Source organism: Lichenihabitans psoromatis (assembly GCF_004323635.1).
Lineage (GTDB): Bacteria > Pseudomonadota > Alphaproteobacteria > Rhizobiales > Beijerinckiaceae > Lichenihabitans > Lichenihabitans psoromatis.
In genome coordinates this window covers 798,589-817,856 of record NZ_CP036515.1, presented here as the reverse complement: position 1 = coordinate 817,856, position 19,268 = coordinate 798,589, and the positions used below count along the sequence as shown (strand labels likewise).

The following is a 19,268-nucleotide window of genomic DNA, read 5'->3' as shown; positions in this document are numbered from 1 at the left end:
CGTCATGAACGCTCCACTCCGCTCCATCCGCCGTGCATCCGCTTGCCCGCATGATTGCCCCTCCTGCTGCGCGCTGGAGGTCGAGGTTCTCGACGGCCGCACCATCGGACGGGTCTATGGCGCGGCCGACAACAGCTACACGGCGGGTGTGATCTGCGCCAAGGTGGCGCGCTATGCCGAGCGGGTCCACAATCCGAATCGGCTGACCCACCCGATGCTGCGAGCCGGCCCGAAGGGCTCCGGCCAGTTTGCCCAAATCTCATGGGACGAGGCGCTCGACCGCACGGCCGACGGCCTGCTCGACGCCGAACGGCGGCTCGGGCCGGAGGCGGTCTGGCCCTATTACTATGCCGGCACGATGGGCCTTGTCATGCGCGACGGCATCAACCGGCTGCGGCACGCCAAGCGCTACTCGGACCAATATTCCACCATCTGTACGGCCCTGTCCTGGGCGGGCTACATGGCGGGCCATGGGCGGCTGACCGGCGCCGACCCGCGCGAGATGGCCAAATCCGATTGCGTCGTCCTTTGGGGCACCAATGCGGTCGTGACCCAAGTCAATGTGATGACCCATGCGGTGCGGGCCCGGAAAGATCGCGGTGCGCCGATCGTGGCGGTCGATATCTACGATAATCCGACCATGAAGCAGGCTGATCTCGCGCTGCTGGTCCGCCCCGGCACCGATGCGGCGCTGGCCTGCGGGGTTATGCACGTGCTGTTCCGCGATGGCCATGCGGATCACGCCTATATGGCGCGTTACGCCGACGATCCCGTCGGCTTCGAGGCACATCTCGCAAGCCGCACCCCGGCCTGGGCTTCGGCCATCTGCGGCGTGCCGGAGGCCGATATCGAGGCGTTTGCCAAGCTGCTCGGGCAGCGGCCCCGCAGTTATTTCCGCATCGGCTACGGCTTTGCCCGCTCGCGCAACGGCGCGGTTGCGCTGCATGCGGTGAGTTCGATTCCGGTCGTGATGGGCGCTTGGCAGCACGAAGGCGGCGGCGCCCTTCACTCGAATTCCGGCATGTTCGGCTGGGACAAGACAGCCATCGAGGGGCTTGATCTGCGCGATCCGAGCATCCGTAAGCTCGACCAGTCGCGGATCGGCGCGGTCCTGACCGGCGACGCCGAGGCGCTCCGGCATGGGCCGCCGGTCGCGGCCCTGTTCATCCAAAACACCAATCCGGTTTCGGTCGCGCCCGATCAGGAGGTGGTCAAGCGCGGCTTCGCCCGCGAGGACCTGTTCACCGTGGTGCACGAACAGGTCATGACCGACACGGCCCGGATGGCCGACATCGTGCTGCCCGCCACCATGTTCGTCGAGCATGACGATCTCTACCAAGGCGGCGGCCAGCAGCATATCCTGCTCGGGCCGAAGCTGATTGATCCGCCGGGCGAATGCCGCAACAATCACGAGGTCATCTCGGCACTGGCCAAGCGCCTCGGCGTGGAGCATCCGGCCTTCGACATGACGCCGCGCGCGTTGATCGACCAGACGCTGCAGGCCTCGGGTCGCGGCACGCTCGACAACCTCGAGCAACATCGCTGGATCGACTGTCAGCAGCCGTTCGAGAAGGCGCATTTTCTGGACGGCTTCGGCTGGCCGGATGGCCGCTACCGCTTCAAGCCGGATTGGTCGAGCGTTCCGGGGATCCAGAGCGCCGAGTGGCCGACCGACATGCCGACCTTTCCGGATCAGTGGAATGTGATCGAGGTTGCGGATGCGGCGCATCCGTTCCGGCTCGCCACGAGCCCGGCCAGAAATTTTTTGAACTCGTCGTTTACCGAAGCGCCGACGGGCCTCGCCAAAGAGGTGCGGCCGAGCGTTCTGGTGCACCCGGACGATGCCGCCGCGCTCTCGATCGTCGATGGTGACAAGGTCGAGCTCTGCAACACACGCGGCGCGGTTAGGCTGCACGCCAAGGTGTTTGCCGGGTTGCGACGCGGTGTGCTGGTGGCCGAGTCGATCTGGCCGAACGACGCTTACGAGGACGGTCGAGGCATCAACACGTTGACGGGCGCCGATGCTCCGGCGCCGGTCGGGGGCGCGGCGTTCCACGACAACAAGGTCGCGTTGACCCGCCTTTAACGGGTCGCCTCGACCGATACGATCGAGGCGGCGGCTTTGCGCCTTACTTGATCGCTTCTTCCTTGCCGTCCTGACCCCAGCGGGTGTGGAACGAGCCGTCCTTATCGAGGCGGCGATAGGTGTGGGCGCCGAAGAAGTCGCGCAGGCCCTGCAACAGATTAGCCGGACCGCGCGAGCGGCGCAGGCCGTCGTAGTAGCTGAGCGAGGACGAGAAGGCCGGGATCGCGACGCCATGCTGGACCGCTAGCACGACGACCTTGCGCCAGGACGCTTCAGCCTTCAGCACCGCCTCGCGGAAATAATCCTGCAGCACGAGGTTCGGGATCTCGCCCCCCTTGGCATAGGCTTCGACGATGCGATCGAGGAAGCGGGCCCGGATGATGCAGCCGCCGCGCCAGATTGTGGCGACCTCGCCGAGCTTCAGGTCCCAGCCATATTCCTTCGAGGCGGCGGTCATCTGCTCGAAGCCCTGGGCATAGGCGATGATCTTCGAGGCATAGAGCGCCTCGCGGATCGCGTCGATGTCGGCCTGGCTCGGCTTCATCTGTGCGGGAGCCTCGTGCGGCAGGATCTTTTCGGCCTCGGCGCGAAGCTTGCGCTGACCCGACAGGGCGCGTGCATAAACCGCTTCGGTGATGCCGGTCAGCGGCACACCGAGATCGAGCGCGTTGCGCGCCGTCCAGCGGCCGGTGCCCTTTTGTTCGGCCTCGTCGACGATGAGATCGACCAACGGCTTGCCGGTGGCCTCGTCCTGCTTCCGCAGCACCGTGGTGGTGATATCGATGAGGTAGCTATCGAGATCGCTCGACTTCCACTGCTCGAAAATGTCGGCGATGGCTGGAGCGCCGAGACCATAGACCGTCTTGAACAGGTCGTAGGCTTCGGTGATGAGCTGCATGTCGGCATATTCGATGCCGTTATGGACCATCTTGACGTAATGACCGGCACCGCCGACGCCGATATAGGCGGCGCAGGGCGTGCCATCGACCTGGGCCGCCATCTTGGTGACCATGGGCTCGATGCGCCGATAGGCATCATGCTCGCCGCCCGGCATCATGCTTGGGCCTTCGAGTGCACCTTCCTCGCCACCCGACACGCCCATGCCGATGAAGCGGAGCTTCTTGTCTTTCAGGGCGTCGAAACGGCGGTTGGTATCGGTGAAGAGGGAATTGCCGCCATCGATGATGATGTCGTCGGCTTCGAGCAGGGGCACGAGATCGTCGATCACGTCGTCGACGGGCTTACCGGCCTTGACCATGATGATGATGACGCGAGGCTTGCTCAGCGCCGCAACGAAATCCTTGAGCTCCTTGGTGGCCGTGAACCGGCCCTCATGGCCGAACTCCTCGACCAGCTTGTCGGTGCGCTCGCCATGTCGGTTGTAGAGCGCGACCCCGAACCCCTTGCGTGCGGCGTTCCTGGCCAGATTGGCGCCCATGACGGCAAGGCCGAGCACGCCGAGATCAGAAAGTTCGGTCACTGGTGTTCCTCCGATGATGCGGCGCGCGACCGCATGGCATGCGGAGGCTCGGCCGTCCTCCGACATGTAGAGGGTCAGGCATAGGCTTCACAGAGGCTGATCGCGATTGGATCGCGCGGTATCCCATTCCGTGCAAGAAGGCGATCATGCGCTCCAAGCCAGACCGAGACCCAGGATCATCCGCTGCGCGAGACGCCATCGCGCGCGGTCCGGTCTGGACGCTGCGCGGTACGCCGGATTATCGCCGAATCAACGCGGCATTGTTCGTGGCTGGCCTGGCGATCTTCTCGCTGCTCTATTGCGTACAACCCTTGCTGCCGAATTTCGCCGCCGAATACCAGGTTGGGGCCGCCGAAAGCTCCTTGGCGGTTTCACTCGCGACCGGCCTGCTGGCCTTGTCGATCCTGGTGGCCGGAACACTGTCGGATACGCTCGGACGCAAGAACGTGATGGCGGCCTCCCTCCTGGCCGCGGCGATCCTCAATCTCGCGATCGCCTTCACGCCCAATTGGCCTCTGCTGCTGCTCGGCCGCGCGCTGGAAGGAATGGCGCTCGGCGGCGCGCCCGCCGTCGCCATGGCCTATCTGGCTGAGGAGATCCATCCTGGCGGCCTCGGTTATGCGATGGGGCTCTATGTCGGCGGAACGGCGATCGGTGGCCTGTCGGGCCGCGTCATCACGGGATTCGTGGCCGAGCATTTCGGCTGGCGCGCCGCCATCGGCACGATCGGGGTGCTCGGCGTCGTGGCCGCCATCGGCTTTATGGTGCTGTTGCCCCCATCGAAGAACTTCGCCGCAAAACCGCCCGCCCGGTTGGGGTTGCACGTCGCCAGTCTCCTGCAAAACTTCGGCAAGCCCGGTCTGCCCTGGCTGTTTCTCTGCGGCGCCTTGTGGATGGGCGGCTTCGTGACGCTTTACAACTACGCCGGCTTCCGGCTTCAGGCACCGCCCTATCGCCTCGATCAGGCGCAGAGCGGGCTGGTGTTCAGCCTCTATGCACTCGGCACGCTCGCCTCGGCGTCGGCCGGGGCGGCGGCGGACCGGATCGGGCGTCCCACCGTCTTGCTCGGCACGGTCGCAACCGGGTTGATCGGCCTGATCATCACGCTTGCGGCTCCGCTCTGGGCCATCATCGTCGGGATCGGGCTATTCACGGTCGGGTTTTTCGGCGGCCATGCGGTCGCGAGCGGCTGGGTCGGTCGCTTGGCCGGCCCCGCCAAGGGACAAGCAGCCTCACTCTATCTCCTCGCCTATTACCTCGGATCGAGCCTTCTCGGCTCGATCGGAGGCCTGTTCTGGACAAGCGGCAAGTGGCCCGCCGTCGTCGGCTTTATCGCGACCCTGCTGGTCATGCTGGCGGTCGCGACCTCGCGTCTGTGGTCGCTGCCGACCCCAGACGCCGACCGGTAGACCTATTTGGCCGGAAAGCCGCCCTCGAACGCGAAAGCCGACACGGGATTACGGCCGTTCGGCTGCTCGCGCGCCTGCATGGCCTCCGGCAGAATCGATTTATCGCCGGGACGGCCGACCGCGATGGCGGCTTCGACTCGATGACCTTCAGGGACGTTCAGGGTCGAGAAGGCGGCATCGAGGTCAAAGCCCACCATGGCATGAGCCTGCAGTCCCATATGGCTCGCCTGAAGCGCCAGGCTGGCCCAGGCTGCGCCGGCGTCGAAGGAGTGACTATGCGAGGGTACCGGCTTGTCCTTGCCGGGCGGCAGCATCAGCGAGTTCGAGACCGCCACGATCAGAAGCGAAGCGCGCTCGGCCCACGACCGGTTGAACGGGTTCAGCAGATCGAGAAAGGTCGTCCATTGCGGCGTGTCGCGGCGCGCGTAAAGAAACCGCCACGGCTGCGAATTATAGGACGACGGGGCCCAGCGTGCGGCCTCGAAGAGCGTGAGGACGTCGGCTTCGCTGATGGGCTGACCGTCGAAAGCCCGCGGTGACCAGCGGTTGAGGAACGACGGATCGATCGGGTGATCGGCGGTGCGGCTGTTTGCTGTTGTCATGATGCTGTCTCGCTGGGCCGGAAAAGCCGGTTGCGTCGCAGCATTTTAGCCGAGCCCGAACCGCGACGCCATCGTCGCAGTCCGATCGAGGATCAGGCGACCCGGTCGGTCACTTCGCGCAATTCGCGGGGCAACGGAAAAAACATCGTCTCGGTCGTGGTCGCGACCGTCTCGACCTCGATCTCGTATCGTTCGGCAAAGGCGTCGATGATCTCCTCGACCAGCACCTCAGGAGCCGAGGCGCCGGCCGTGATGCCGATCGTCCGAATCGCGCCGAGCGGCGACCAGTCGATATCACTCGCACGCAGCACCAATTGGCTGTTGCGGCAGCCGGCCCGCTCCGACACTTCCTTCAGGCGCTGCGAATTGGATGAATTCGCCGAACCGACCACCAGCATTGCATCCACCTTGTCGGCGATCTGCTTGACGGCTTCCTGCCGGTTCGTGGTCGCGTAGCAGATGTCTTCCTTGTGGGGACCGACGATGGCCGGAAAGCGGCGCTTCAGGGCTTCGACGATCCCTTGCGTATCATCGACCGACAGCGTCGTCTGCGTGACGAAGGCGAGGGGATTGCGGGTCAGCTCGGGTCCGGCCGTATCGGCAAGACGATCCACGTCCGCGATGGTCTCGACCAGAATCACGGCGCCCTGCGGCAATTGACCGAGAGTGCCGACCACCTCGGGGTGGCCCGCATGCCCGACCAGAATGATCGTGTGGCCGCGTCGAAAATGCAGTTCAGCCTCGCGATGCACCTTGGTGACCAGCGGGCAGGTGGCGTCGATGGCGAACAGCTTGCGCTCCGCCGCATGCAGCGGCACGGCTTTGGGAACGCCATGGGCCGAGAAGATGACCGGAGCGTCGGTCGGCGGGATCTCGTCGAGCTCCTCGACGAAGATCGCGCCCTTCTTCTTCAGGCTCTCGACGACATATTTGTTATGGACGATCTCGTGCCGCACGTAGACGGGTGCGCCATAGACCCGCAGCGCCCGCTCCACAGCGTCGATCGCGCGGATCACGCCGGCGCAGAATCCGCGCGGAGCGCAGAGCAGAATTTTCAGCGGCGGCTTGGTCATCTCGTTCGTCCACGTTGTTCACGCCCGGATGGCGTTGTGATGGAAGCGTGCAGCAGGGTCAAGGACGATACGAATTTCGCTGCGGCTTTGCGCGGCGCCGTGTCCTCTTATGGCATCTTTAAACCGTCAACCCGACTTAAGCAGGGCCGTCATTCGACGAAGATGACCTATATAGCCGCGCATGAAATGCCGGTCATCGCGGTTGAGCCGCGCGTCGCGTTCCGGTAAGGCCGGGGGCTCGGGAGCGCGACACGGCGGGGTCGAGCCTTCGACAACAACAGAGGTGCCTTATCGACACGCAGCCAGAGCTGGCGCCGGACGCGGCCACCCGGGCGATCGCCGACCCGGATACGGTCGTCGAGGCGCCCATCACGGGACTGGCGTATCGCGGCACCTTCACGGAAGGCTCGATCCTCCGGCACGTCCTGGTGATGACCGGCACCAGCACGATCGGCGTGATCGCCATCTTCGTGGTCGACTTCCTCTCTCTCGTTTATGTCTCGCATCTGCATCAGATCGACCTGACAGCAGCGGTCGGGTTCGCGACGCAGGTCCTGTTCTATCCCGTCTCGATCAACATCGGTCTGACGATCGGCGTGACGGCCTTGGTGGCCCGTGCGCTCGGCGCGGGGGATCGCGACCGGGCGCGGCGGCTGGCCGCCTCCGGTCTCATTCTCTCTTGTCTGTTCAGCGCTGTCGTGGCGAGCGTCGTGCTGATTTACAGCCGGCAGATCCTCAGCGGCCTCGGAGCCGTGGGTCCGCTTCGAGACGTCGCCGAGCGATTTTTGGAAATCACCCTGCCGGCCAATGTGGCATTCGCGGCCGGCATGGTGCTGTCCGGCATCCTGCGTGCCGTCGGCGACGCCCGTCGCGCCATGTATGTGACGCTGGCCGGCGGTATCGTGACCGGTATCATCGATCCGATCCTGATTTTCGGCCTGCATTTTGGCGTCTATGGAGCCGCCATTTCGACGGTGGTGTCGCGGCTGGTGTTTCTCGGCGTCGGCTATTGGGGCGCGGTGCGGGTCCATAACCTCGTTGGCCGGCCGAGCGTCGGAGCGCTGCTGGACGATCTCCGTCCCGTGATGAATATCGCGCTCCCGGCCATGGCGACCAATCTCGCGACCCCCGTTGCCAACAGCTACGTGCTGCATGTGTTCGCCAAATTCGGCCAAGCCGCCATTGCGGCCACAACGGTGACGGACCGCGTCGTGCCGGTGGCATTCGGCGTCATCTTCGCGCTGACCGGCGCTGTGGGCCCGATCCTCGGCCAGAATCTCGGAGCCGGGTTGCTGGATCGGGTGCGCCGCACGTTGACGACCTCGTTCGTCATGACGGCGGTCTATGTGCTGTCAGTGTGGTTCATTCTGTGGGTGTGCTCGTCGCTGATCGCCAGCCTCTTCGACGCGACGGCCGAAGCGCGCACCTATATCGAGTTTTTCTGTACCTTCGGCGTCTCGGCTTGGCTGTTCATCGGCTTTCTGTTCGTCGCCAATGCGTCGTTCAACAATCTCGGTTATCCGATCCTGTCTCTGGTGTTCAACTGGGGACGCGCCTCGCTCGGCACCATTCCGTTCGTGACGATCGGGGCCGCCTATGGTGGCGTCGAGGGCGGGCAACTCGGTATCGCCTTTGGGGCCGCGATCTTCGGGCTTTCGGCTCTGGCGACCGCTTATGGGGTATCCGGGCGACTCGCCAAACGGCACGCGCTGCCTTAGCTGAACGGAGCGGTAGCATTCCCATGCTGTCGCGGCCGGCGCCCGACTGAACAGCGCGGCCCCAACCAAGGGGAAGGATGCCAGCATGAGTCTCAACGACATCATCCAATCGGCGCAGGGCGGCGAAGCCGTCAACAATCTTTCGAGCCGCTTCGGCCTGACGCCGGAACAGACCCAGAGCGCCATCAATGCTTTGCTGCCCGCCTTCCAGATGGGGTTGCAGAACAAGATGCAAGGCGGCGCGGGCGGGCTCGGCTCGATCCTTGGCCAGCTCGGCAGCAGCACCCATCAGGGTGCTTTTGCGGATGCCGGAACCGCAACGTCGCCGACGGCCGTCCAAGCCGGCTCGTCGGTCCTCGGCGACCTCTTCGGTGGTCAGCATGCCAGCACGCAGGTAGCCCAGCAGGCCTCGGCGGAATCCGGCGTCTCGGCGTCGGTCATTCAGGCCATGTTGCCGGTTCTCGCCTCGATCATCATGGGCGGTCTGTTTCACTCGGCCCAGAGCGGCAGTTGGGGCGGGATCCTATCGCAGGTCATCGGCGCCGCGATGGGCGGTCAGACTGGCGGCCTTGGTGGCAGCCTCGGATCGATCTTCGGCCAGGGTGGCGCAGCGAACCAAGGCGGTGCAGCGACGCCGACCCAAGGACAACCTACGGCACAGGACAGTGGTCTCGGCGGTCTGATCGGCAGCGTTCTGGGCGGGTTACTGGGTGGCGCAGGGCCGCAGACGGCGCCACGACCAAGTGGATATGCTCCCAGCGCGCAGGCCGACGATTCCGTCGCCGAGACGCGATCCGACACCGGCATGGCGCCTGCCGGTTCGACATCGGAGCAAGCGGCGCTCAACGATCTCAGCCAAGCTTTCGAGGCCGGAACGCCCGCCTCGCCGCAACATCAGGCCAATCTGGCCAATATCCTCGGTCGCAACGGCTGATCGTCACGGTTAAACAAGGCCGCTACCCTCTCGTTCACGACCGCAATTGGTGGAGGCGACGCCGTTCGGCGTCGCCTGTCGTTACGGATCAGGCGGCGCGACGTGTCACGCCGGCGGGCGGCATCATGACCCGCGTCTCCCGCGAAATGGCGCGATGAGCCCTCCGGGTCTCGTGGGCCCGTTCGGCAAGGCGTTTGGACGGGTCCCGGTATAGCGGCTCGGCGAGCACCGAGGCGACGTCGAAGCGGGTGATGCCGATATCGCGCAGCATGTAATCGTCGAGCGAGCTTAGTTGCCCCACAACGCGACGCCGCTCCAAAATTGCCCTGAGTGCCTTGAAAGCATTTCGGAATCTGAATGGGCTGCTGGTCGTGTCGGACATGATCTCCTCCTGCGTCATCAATGACAGACACTCTGTACGACGCTCGTCTTGATGAATAAAACGAATGTTTGTGATCCGAAACATTCGTTAGGATGATGATTAGCGTGGCGCATCGATGCGCTGCCACCGGACCGGAGGCGAACCCATGACGGCCCTGCTGGACGTCGACCAACTGAAGACCTTCATCGCAATCGCCGATTCGGGCTCGTTCACCCGCGCGGCCGAGACCGTTCATAAAACGCAGTCGGCCGTCTCGATGCAGATGAAGAAGCTGGAGGAACGCCTCGGCAAGCCGATCTTCGAGCGCGATGGGCGCGGCTCGAAGTTGACCGAGGAAGGCGAGCGGATGCTCGACTATGCGCGTCGCATCGTTCGGCTCAACCTCGAGGCCCTGGCCAGTTTCGCCGATGCAGAGCTAGCCGGCCGCGTGCGCCTCGGCGTTCCCGACGATTATGCCGATCGCTATCTCCCCGAAATCATGGCGCGTTTCTCGCAATCCAATCCGCGTGTCGAGGTCACGGTCATGTGTGAGCCGACCCCGATGCTGGTCGAACGGATCTCCGCTTCCGATCTCGACCTCGCGATCATCACCCACACCGAAAACCGAGGTCCGGCCTCGATTATCCGGCGGGAAAGGCTTCTCTGGGTCACGTCGAACCGGCACGACATCCACGAGATCAGCCCGCTGCCGCTGGCGCTCGGTCGCTCCTTCTGCACATGGCGGCATGCCGCGACAGTCGCGCTGGAGGGAATCGGGCGCCCCTTCCGCGTCCTTTACTCGAGCTGGAATTCGACGGCCGTGGGCGCTGCCGTGCTGGCCGGCCTCGCCGTGTCGGTCTTGCCCGAGAGCGCCGTCCGTCCGGGGATGCGAGTGCTCGGCTCGTCCGACGATTTCCCCTCGCTCCCGTCTTGCAAGATCGCGCTTCTGCGCAACAAGGCCGAACCCTCGCTGCTCGCCGATGCTCTGGCGGGCCACATCATTACAAGTCTCGACAATATCTCCGGCGCGAGCCTCGCGGACCGGATCGCCATGGCGGCAGAATGATCCGAGCAGAGATCATTTTGATTGATCGATTGCGGTCGAGAACCAAATGCTAATGATGGGTTAACCCTTTTGCGTCGCGGCGTGCGGGCGTGCGGGCAACAAAAAACCCGGCCCGCGAGGCGGACCGGGTCGAACTCATCGCGAGACGCGATGCTTACATCGCGGTCTTCTTCTTCATGTGCTTTTTGGCCATGTGCTTTTTCATCATGGTCTTCTTGGGAGCCATCGCGTCGCCACCGGCGGCGTCGGGGGCTGCGGTTGCGCCTGCGGCCGGTGCCGCCGGAGCAGCGGCGGGGTCGGTCTGCGCCATCGCGACGCCGAAGCTGAGCACCGAGGCGGCGCAAGCCAGAACAATGGTCTTCTTGAACGAAGTCATGTTTTTCTCCCTAAGAGGCTGCCTTCCGAGACGTACCGGACCCACTGCAGCCCAATGCGGCTTATGTCCGCCCCACAATTTGTTGCTCGCCAGATGAACGGTACATGAATTCGCCTAAGCGGCTTTATTGCCTGTTGCGGTTACGCCGCCTATCTAGTTTCAAATTCGGCGCGACGCCGTGTGTCGGTCACGGTTCGCCATGACCGCTTTGTGAGATGCAGGTCAAAGCATGGCGCGTGATGTTACCGACTCGGCTCCGTTGGACACGCGAGATGCCTTGGTGGCGTGGTTCGAGCAGGGCAACAAACCCGCCGATCAGTTTCGTGTCGGTACCGAACACGAGAAATTCGGCTTCTACCGCGCTGACCACGCTCCGGTTCCCTATCTCGGCCGCTCGGGGCAGGGTGGCATCAAGGCGATTCTCGATGGCATGGCGGCGGGGGGCGTCTGGCAACCGATCCGCGAGGGGGACGAGATCATCGGCCTACACGACCCGGTCGGCGGCGGCGCCATTTCGCTGGAGCCGGGCGGCCAGTTTGAACTTTCGGGTGCTCCCCTCGAGACGATCCATGAGACCGTCGCCGAGCTTCGCGATCATCTCGCCGAGGCCAATCGGATCGGCTCCGACCATGATATCGCCTTTGCGGGTCTCGGCATGTCGCCGCTCTGGTCGCTTGCGCAGACGCCCGTGATGCCTAAAGGGCGGTATCGCATCATGGCCAATTACATGCCGAAAGTCGGTACACGCGGCCTCGATATGATGTTCCGCACCTGCACGGTTCAGGCCAATCTCGATTTCTCGAGCGAGGCCGACATGGTCAAGAAGCTTCGGGTGTCGCTTGCCTTGCAGCCAATCGCCACCGCTCTCTTCGCCAACTCACCGTTTACCGAAGGACGGCCGAACGGCCTGCTGAGCGCCCGTTCGGAGATCTGGCGCGATACCGACACGGCACGATCCGGCATGATGGCTTTTGCGTTCGAGCCGGGGATGGGGTTCGAGCGCTACGTCGATTATGCGCTCGACGTTCCGATGTATTTCGTCAAGCGCGGCGATCGCTATTTCGATGTCGCCGGCGGAAGCTTCCGCGATCTTTTGGCGGGTCGGCTCGCTCAAATGCCGGGCGAAACCGCCACCATGTCGGATTGGGCCAATCACCTGTCGACCATCTTCCCCGAGGTGCGCCTGAAGCGTTACCTCGAGATGCGCGGCGCCGATATGGGCGCGTCCGACATGGTGGCGGCCTTGCCGGCATTGTTCGTCGGGCTGCTCTACGACGATCTCGCGCTTGATGGCGCTTGGGAAATCGTGAAGGGCTGGACCGCGTCCGATCGGCAGATGCTTCGGGATGATGTGCCGCGGTTGGCGCTGGGTGCCACGGTGGCGGGCCGGTCGGTGCTCGATATCGCACGCGACGTAGTTGGCCTCGCTCACGGCGGTTTGGCGCGACGGGCTCGGATCGATCCGCAGGGCCGAGACGAGACGACCTTTCTGGCTCCGCTGCACCACATCGTCGATCGCGGTCGAACACGTGCGGACGATCTGCTTGATCTGTTCAACCGCGATTGGGGCGGCACGATCACGCCCGTCTTCGACGCGTGCCGCCTATCGTAACGTTAGTGAGAACGGGCCCGCTTTGGCCCGATACTCCATCGACCTCGTTTAGGCCTTCAAATCATCCGGAACCTTGCCGCCGTTGGCCGCAAGCTTTTGCATGACCTGTTGATGGAGCCAGACATTCATGCTGGCTGAATCGTGCATGTCGCCGGTGTAGTTCAGCTCCTTGGCGAGCTCCTGCCGCGCTGTGAGGCTGCTGTCGAGATCGAGCAGCTTCATCATGTCGACGATCGAATGTTTCCAGTCGAGCTTCTGGCTGTTCTTCGCCGCAAGCCCATCGAGCACCCGTGCGACGTCGACGGTCTGTGTCGCGCCTGTGGTGGAGGCCGAAGCGCCGGTCGAGGTCGGATTGTCGTTCTGGGCGACCTGGGTCGGGGCGCCACCAACCGATGTCGATGTCACCGGTGTACTGGGACGGCCGGCATTGTCCATGGCGGCGCCGGCGCTCGGCTGCGGGCTGGCGGTCGATCCACCCGGCGTCGGCGTAGCGGCCGCTGCGTCGTGGTGGAAGATCTTCGACATGATGGTCCCGAAGATACTCATTGGATGGCCTCTCTCTCTTACGCTCACGCGAGCCTCTGCCAACGCGCGCAAACGCGAAAAGGTCACGACCAAGCTGGAGCCCGAGGCTGAGACAGGGGAGCGCAGAAGACTGTCGCGCTGTGCTGCGCCGCGGTATAGATTGATCGCAAAGGTCGAGGGCTGATGCGGCTTGCGCATGACAGATGGATCGGTTTCAAGCCGAAACGGTGTGATCCTCCATCGAGGCGTTTTGGACCAAAGAGGTGCATATCCAATGACGAGCCGTGTAATTCCCGTCGAGCCGTTCACGCTCGTGGTCTTCGGCGCCACGGGTGATCTGTCGCGCCGAAAGATCCTGCCGGCGCTCATGCATCGCGACCTCGCGGGGCAAATTCCCGCCGACGCCCGGATCATCGGCGTGTCGCGCCGTGAGATGTCCGACGCCGAGTTCCGCGACATGGCGCGCGAGGCGGTCAACAGCCACGTGCAAGCCGACGAGCTGAAGGACGACTCGCTCGAGCGTTTCGTCGAACGCCTCGTCTATGTGGCGGCGGATGCGACCTCCGACGCCGGCTGGCCCGATCTGAAAGCGCTGCTCGAAGAGCGGCCCAACCACATCAAGGTGCTCTACCTCGCCACCACGCCGGATTTGTTCGGCCCGATTTCGGACCGGCTCGGCCAGCAGGGCATGGTCGATAAGAACACCCGCGTGGTTTTGGAAAAGCCGATCGGCAAGAATTTGGCTTCGGCCCACAGCGTCAACGAATCCGTCGGTCGCGTCTTCCCCGAACAGGCGATCTACCGCATCGACCACTATCTCGGAAAAGAGACGGTGCAGAATCTGATGGCGCTACGCTTCGCCAACGCCTTGTTCGAGCCGCTGTGGACCTCGGCCCATATCGATCACGTCGAGATCACGGTTGCCGAAGAGCTCGGCGTCGAAGGCCGCGCCGGCTATTACGACACGGCGGGCGCCATGCGCGATATGGTGCAGAACCATATGCTGCAGCTGCTGTGCCTCGTCGCCATGGAGCCGCCGACCTCGATCGCGGCCGATGCCGTGCGCGACGAAAAGCTGAAGGTTCTGAAGAGCCTGAAGCGGATCGACGCATCCAACGCGGCGCAGATGACGGTGCGGGGGCAGTATCGCGCCGGTGCGTCCGCCGGCGGGGCTGTGCCGGGCTATGCCGACGAACTCGGAGAAGCCAGCAACACCGAGACATTCGTGGCGATCCGCGCCGAAATCGCCAATTGGCGTTGGGCCGGCGTGCCGTTCTATCTGCGGACCGGCAAGCGTCTCCCCTCACGCTTGTCCGAGATCGTGATCAATTTCCGGGCGGTGCCGCATTCGGTGTTCGAGGGTGTCTCGCCGGAGCCGAACAAGCTGGTGATCCGCCTGCAGCCGGACGAGGGCGTCAAATTGTGGATTATGATCAAGGATCCGGGCCCGGGCGGCATGCGGCTTCGGCACGTGCCGCTCGACATGAGCTTTAAGCAATCGTTCGGCGCGCGTAATCCGGATGCCTACGAGCGACTGATCCTCGATGTTGTGCGTGGCAATCAGACGCTGTTCATGCGCCGCGACGAGGTCGAGGCCGCATGGTCTTGGGTCGATCCGATCATCGAGGCCTGGACAGCCTCGAACGAGGCGCCGAAGCCCTATACGGCCGGCACCTGGGGACCCTCCGCAGCGATCGCGCTGACCGAGCGGGATGGTCGCAGCTGGTACGAGATCAACTGAGGCACTTTAGACTGAGTGATGCAGACAAGCTCAGGCATGCCGATCGGGATGCCTGAGCCCAGATGAGCCGGAGCAGAGCAGGCGGAGATCCGCTTCTCCGATGGCTTTTTGCTACGCCGAGCAACGCCCATGACGACTCCCGGCGACCGATCACCCGGTCGGACCGCGACGACGTTGACAGCCCCTCAGGGCAGTCCTAGAACCGCGACCGTTGGGGCTGTAGCTCAGATGGGAGAGCGCTGCAATCGCACTGCAGAGGCCAGCGGTTCGATTCCGCTCAGCTCCACCAGCCGCTATCGAGACCGACTTGCCTTGGTGTTGAGCAGGGCTTTGCTCCGCTCGATCGATGTTGCTGCGGGAGGCTTCGGCGCCGACTAGGCTTTCCGCGTTTTTGCGACATGCTGCTTGAGCGCATCGAGACCGGACTGGAACACCCCTTTCGCGAAGGTGTCCCGCATCGCCGCCTCGTCGGACTCGGCTGCCGTAAACGTGGCGGACCACTCGACAAAACTCGCGTCGCCATCCGTGACGGGCAGCACCCGCAGGGTGGCTTCATAGTCGCGCACCGGAAATGGGCTGGCCTGAAAGTCGTAGCTCATGCTGCGATCGACGTCCGACAAGGCGAGCAGCTTTTCGCGGATCGACGCGCCGTCCTGCAGCACGAGGGTGCGGATACACCCGACGCGATCGGGCGGCAGGCCGTCGTCGATGCTGCTTTTCACAATGCCGGTGTGCCATGTCGGCAGTCCGTCAAAATCGCGGATGATGGCCCACACTGTGTCGGCCGGCGCTGGGACGATGGTGCTTGCATAGGCTTTCGACATGATCAGTGGCCCTCCTGGGCGGGTGGTCGGCGCATGGCCTTGAAGGCGCGCGTCTGCGCGACGAGCGCCTGTTCGGTCGGCAGCCGCTCCATACTGCTGGCTCCATAAAAGCCGTGGCAGTCGGGGCAGCGGCTCAAAATGGAAGCGGCATCCTCCGGCATCGCGATCGGTCCACCATGACAGAGAAGGATCACATCCGACCGTACCGTTCTGGCCGCTTCCGCGATGGCATTGATGCGAGCGACGCAATCCTCCAGCGTGAAGGCCGTCGCGGCCCCGATGGTGCCGCCCGTTGTCAGGCCCATATGGGCCACCACGAGATCGGCGCCAGCCTCCGTCATCGCAGTCGCCTCGTCCGGCGTGAACACGTAAGGGGTGGTGAGGAGGTCCTTGCTGCGCGCGAGGCGGATAAGGTCGACCTCGAGCCCATAGCTCATTCCGGTTTCTTCGAGATTGGCCCGGAACGTCCCATCGATCAGACCCACGGTCGGGAAGTTCTGAATGCCCGAGAAGCCGATGGCTTTCACCTGGTCCAGGAAATAGTCGAAATTGCAGAACGGATCCGTGCCGTTGACGCCTGCCAGAACCGGCGTGTGGCGCACCACAGGCAGGACCTCGCGGGCCATGTCCATCACGATCTCGTTGGCATTGCCATAGGCCAGCATGCCGGCCAACGATCCACGTCCCGCCATGCGATAGCGGCCGGAATTGTAGATCACGATGAGGTCGATGCCGCCTTCCTCCTCGCATCGAGCCGAGAGGCCGGTTCCGGCGCCGCCCCCCACAATCGGGCGGCGTTCACGCACCATGGCGTTGAAGTGCTGGAGCAGGGCTTGTCGCGGGAGAGCAGGCATGACTGTGCCTCTAAAAGATGGCGCGGAACTGAGACGCGGCGGCTTCGGCGAAGGCCGCGTCGTTGATGTGGTGCGGAACGCGGATCAGGCGGCGGTCGTCGGTCTGCCGCACCGTTTCCTCGAGCGCCGCGAACAGAGCCGCATCCGCCTCCGGGTCATGGAACGGAAGGCCAGGGGCATCGAGCGCCGAAACGCCGCCCTCCGGCAGAAGAAAACGGACCGGGCCGTCGCAGCGGTTCAGCTTTTCGCCGATCCAAAGCCCCATCCTCCTATTCTCCTCGCCGGTGGTCCGCATCAGCGTCACCGACGCATTGTGCTCGTAGAAGTTGCGGTCGCGGAACGCCGGCGGAACGCTCGAACGCGCGCCGAAATTGACCATGTCGAGCGCCCCACAGGAGCCCACATAAGGAAGCCTGCTCGTCGCGACCGCGTCGAAGCGCTCCTCTGTGCAGGGGAAGACGCCACCCATCAGGAGATCGCAAACCTCGGTGGTGGTGAGATCGAGAAGCCCGCTGACCAGTCGCGACGTCGCAAGCTTCTCCATCGATTGACCGCCCGTCCCGGTCGCGTGAAACACGAGGCAATCGAAGTCGCGGTCGAGGAGGCCGACCACCTGGGTGATGCAACTCGTCGTGACCCCGAACATCGTCAAGCCGATCGCCGGCTTGTCTGACGTTTCGAGCGGAATGGGATTGCGCGCCATGCCGACGATCGCGTGGGCGGCATTGCCGAGAATGACGCGCGAGATCCGGTTCAGCCCAGCGATGTCGGTCACCGAATACATCATGGTGACGTCGCTCGGCCCAACGTAACCCGCGACATTGCTCGACGCGACGGTCGACACCATCAGTTTCGGCGTGCCGATCGGCAAGGCGCGCATCGCGGCCGTCACCAGCGTCGTTCCACCCGAACCACCGAGGCCGATCAGGCCCGCCACATCGTCCCGCGCCATCATGAAATGCTGAAACGCGACCGTCATGCCGTTCACCGACGATCCGCGATCCGCCGTGAACACGGCCTGCGGCCCATCGGGGTGATGGCTCGCGACCTCGGCGGCTGCGACGTCGACATCGCCGCCGGACTTCCTCGTCGAGAGATCGACGAGGCAAGTCCGCAGACCCTCTTGGGCGATGATGTCGCGGACATAGCGCAGTTCAGGGCCCTTGGTGTCGCAGGTTCCAGCGACGTAAACGCATCCGTCCCTCATCGTCATACTCCCTTTACGCCGGGTTCAGTTCGCATTGGGCTCGACCAAGAGGGGGCGCAAGAAAGCGCGGCTTTGATGTGGTGCGAGCGCATCCGTGTCGGTCGGACGAGGCATCCGCACCAGAGCTAGCCTGTCGCGGTGTCGACGAGCCTGTGACCACCGACCAAAGCTGTCGATTTGGCGCCTCTCATGCGGTTCGCTCCCCCTATCTTGTCTATAGGGGTTCGACCGACAGAGCTATCTCGATCGATGGCTCGTCGATCCGTCGGATCAGCGCGGTCGCGGCGAGGATGCCAAGTCCTTCTCGAGAACGACGAAGCTGAGATCGTCGCGCTGTGGCGTGCCGAAGCGATCGTCGCCATAGGGGAACGGGCTCGTCTCGCCGGTCTGGACATAGCCGCGACGTATATACCACGCGATCAGCGCCTCCCGAATGTTCACGACCGTCATCCGAACGCGTGTTCCAGCGTGGTCGCGTACCCATTGTTCCGCCGACGCCAGAAGAACGTGACCGAACCCGCCGTTCTGTCGCTGCGGGTCGACCGTCAGGGAGCCGAGATACCAAGCTCCGTCGCCGAGCGGCTCCAGCCACACGCAACCGATCAGCGTGCCGTCGCTTCGATCGAGCCACGTCAACAACGACGCATCGGGCTTTTCGGCGATATCGGCGCGCAATAGCGGCTCCGTGATCCGGCTGCCTGTAATATAGCCGGCCTCCGTGTTCCAACCCGACGAGGCGCCCGATCCGCGATAAGCGCGGTTCATCAGCGCGACGATGCCGGCGACGTCGGAGTCTTTGGCCCGGACGAGGTCGGCGGCCGCGAGCGAGGCGGCGCGCTCGGTGAGCGAGCGGTCTGCCATCGCCCGTTCGATCGCGTCGATTTGGTCCAGCAGCGAGCCCGATAAGGGCGCGACCACTTGCCGAACGGCGGCCTCGACCTGAGGCCAGACCAGCGCCCGCGAGCGGTCGATCGTCCGCGCTCCAAGATCGGTGAGCGACGCGATCCTGCTACGCCCGTCGGCGCGCGATCGATCAACCTTGACGAGAGCCGAGGTGACGAGCTTGCCGATCGCTCGTGTGGTGGCTGGCTGGCTCAGACCGAGGCCGTGGGCGAGGTCGCCGATCGATTGCGGCCCATGGTCGGCCAGAATTGCGAGAAGGGGATATTTGCCGGGCGGGATCGCCAATCCGGCGCGGTCCGACACGCGACTGACATCCTCCTGCATCTGCTCGGCAAGGCGCTTCAACCGACTGCCGAGAAAGAGATAGCCGTGCTCGGCGATGTAATCCGTCATGGGGTCCAGCCCTAAATCATACCTAGGTATGGATAGCGCCTTGACTGTCTCGTGTCCATGGGTGTTCCCGGCAACGGGTTCACGGCATATCCGGTGCTGCCGGT

The 19,268-nt window shown here is 64.1% G+C and carries 17 protein-coding genes and 1 tRNA gene; 8 read left to right on the top strand and 10 right to left on the bottom strand.

Annotation, left to right across the window (positions count from 1 at the left end; translation table 11 throughout):
- Positions 1-4 precede the first annotated feature (4 nt).
- Positions 5-2,086 (top strand): molybdopterin oxidoreductase family protein, encoded by a 2,082-nt coding sequence (locus EY713_RS03795; RefSeq protein WP_131113636.1) that lies wholly within the window; start codon positions 5-7, stop codon positions 2,084-2,086.
- 43 nt (positions 2,087-2,129) lie between these two features.
- On the opposite strand, the gene gndA is transcribed toward EY713_RS03795, so the two are convergent.
- Entirely contained in the window at positions 2,130-3,566 is a 1,437-nt protein-coding gene (gndA, locus tag EY713_RS03790) for an NADP-dependent phosphogluconate dehydrogenase (protein ID WP_245572882.1), read from the bottom strand.
- 146 nt (positions 3,567-3,712) lie between these two features.
- Here gndA and EY713_RS03785 point away from each other — a divergent pair, with 146 nt between their 5' ends.
- The gene (locus tag EY713_RS03785) at positions 3,713-4,975 is read left to right on the top strand and encodes an MFS transporter (protein ID WP_131113634.1); all 1,263 of its coding nucleotides are present in this window, start codon (positions 3,713-3,715) and stop codon (positions 4,973-4,975) included.
- A gap of 2 nt (positions 4,976-4,977) precedes the next feature.
- Here EY713_RS03785 and EY713_RS03780 read toward each other — a convergent pair whose 3' ends face one another.
- Entirely contained in the window at positions 4,978-5,577 is a 600-nt protein-coding gene (locus EY713_RS03780) for a nitroreductase family protein (protein ID WP_131113633.1), read from the bottom strand.
- Between the two features lie 92 nt (positions 5,578-5,669).
- Entirely contained in the window at positions 5,670-6,650 is a 981-nt protein-coding gene (gene ispH / locus EY713_RS03775) for a 4-hydroxy-3-methylbut-2-enyl diphosphate reductase (protein ID WP_131113632.1), read from the bottom strand.
- 431 nt (positions 6,651-7,081) lie between these two features.
- On the opposite strand from ispH, the gene EY713_RS03770 reads away from it, so the two are divergent.
- Positions 7,082-8,368: an MATE family efflux transporter gene (locus tag EY713_RS03770; protein ID WP_131113631.1), complete on the top strand. Its 1,287-nt coding sequence runs from the start codon at positions 7,082-7,084 to the stop codon at positions 8,366-8,368.
- 85 nt (positions 8,369-8,453) lie between these two features.
- The gene (locus EY713_RS03765; protein ID WP_131113630.1) at positions 8,454-9,302 is read left to right on the top strand and encodes a DUF937 domain-containing protein; all 849 of its coding nucleotides are present in this window, start codon (positions 8,454-8,456) and stop codon (positions 9,300-9,302) included.
- Between the two features lie 88 nt (positions 9,303-9,390).
- On the opposite strand, the gene EY713_RS03760 is transcribed toward EY713_RS03765, so the two are convergent.
- Positions 9,391-9,684: a DUF1127 domain-containing protein gene (locus tag EY713_RS03760; protein WP_131113629.1), complete on the bottom strand. Its 294-nt coding sequence runs from the start codon at positions 9,682-9,684 to the stop codon at positions 9,391-9,393.
- A gap of 145 nt (positions 9,685-9,829) precedes the next feature.
- On the opposite strand from EY713_RS03760, the gene EY713_RS03755 reads away from it, so the two are divergent.
- On the top strand, positions 9,830-10,729 hold the full coding sequence (locus tag EY713_RS03755) for a LysR substrate-binding domain-containing protein (RefSeq protein WP_131113628.1): 900 nt from the start codon (positions 9,830-9,832) through the stop codon (positions 10,727-10,729).
- 154 nt (positions 10,730-10,883) lie between these two features.
- On the opposite strand, the gene EY713_RS03750 is transcribed toward EY713_RS03755, so the two are convergent.
- A complete protein-coding gene (locus EY713_RS03750) occupies positions 10,884-11,105 on the bottom strand; it encodes a hypothetical protein (protein WP_131113627.1) in 222 nt (73 codons plus the stop codon).
- 229 nt (positions 11,106-11,334) lie between these two features.
- On the opposite strand from EY713_RS03750, the gene EY713_RS03745 reads away from it, so the two are divergent.
- The gene (locus EY713_RS03745; RefSeq protein WP_131113626.1) at positions 11,335-12,717 is read left to right on the top strand and encodes a glutamate--cysteine ligase; all 1,383 of its coding nucleotides are present in this window, start codon (positions 11,335-11,337) and stop codon (positions 12,715-12,717) included.
- Positions 12,718-12,765: 48 nt separating this feature from the next.
- Here EY713_RS03745 and EY713_RS03740 read toward each other — a convergent pair whose 3' ends face one another.
- Positions 12,766-13,263: a DUF3597 domain-containing protein gene (locus tag EY713_RS03740; RefSeq protein ID WP_131113625.1), complete on the bottom strand. Its 498-nt coding sequence runs from the start codon at positions 13,261-13,263 to the stop codon at positions 12,766-12,768.
- 253 nt (positions 13,264-13,516) lie between these two features.
- Here EY713_RS03740 and zwf point away from each other — a divergent pair, with 253 nt between their 5' ends.
- Complete coding sequence (gene zwf / locus EY713_RS03735; RefSeq protein ID WP_131113624.1) at positions 13,517-14,983, top strand: glucose-6-phosphate dehydrogenase; 1,467 nt, start codon at positions 13,517-13,519, stop codon at positions 14,981-14,983.
- Positions 14,984-15,196: 213 nt separating this feature from the next.
- Positions 15,197-15,272: transfer RNA gene (locus EY713_RS03730), tRNA-Ala, on the top strand.
- An 85-nt stretch (positions 15,273-15,357) separates the two neighbouring features.
- Here EY713_RS03730 and EY713_RS03725 read toward each other — a convergent pair.
- The 4 genes from EY713_RS03725 to EY713_RS03710 all read right to left on the bottom strand — a co-directional run bounded on the left by EY713_RS03725 (position 15,358) and on the right by EY713_RS03710 (position 19,164).
- Positions 15,358-15,807, bottom strand: a complete 450-nt coding sequence (locus EY713_RS03725) for an SRPBCC family protein (protein WP_131113623.1) — start codon at positions 15,805-15,807, stop codon at positions 15,358-15,360.
- A gap of 2 nt (positions 15,808-15,809) precedes the next feature.
- Complete coding sequence (locus EY713_RS03720) at positions 15,810-16,661, bottom strand: phosphoenolpyruvate hydrolase family protein (protein WP_131113622.1); 852 nt, start codon at positions 16,659-16,661, stop codon at positions 15,810-15,812.
- 10 nt (positions 16,662-16,671) lie between these two features.
- Positions 16,672-17,868 (bottom strand): Tm-1-like ATP-binding domain-containing protein, encoded by a 1,197-nt coding sequence (locus EY713_RS03715; RefSeq protein ID WP_245572881.1) that lies wholly within the window; start codon positions 17,866-17,868, stop codon positions 16,672-16,674.
- A 270-nt stretch (positions 17,869-18,138) separates the two neighbouring features.
- Positions 18,139-19,164, bottom strand: a complete 1,026-nt coding sequence (locus EY713_RS03710; protein WP_131113620.1) for a bifunctional helix-turn-helix transcriptional regulator/GNAT family N-acetyltransferase — start codon at positions 19,162-19,164, stop codon at positions 18,139-18,141.
- Between the last annotated feature and the right edge of the window lie 104 nt (positions 19,165-19,268).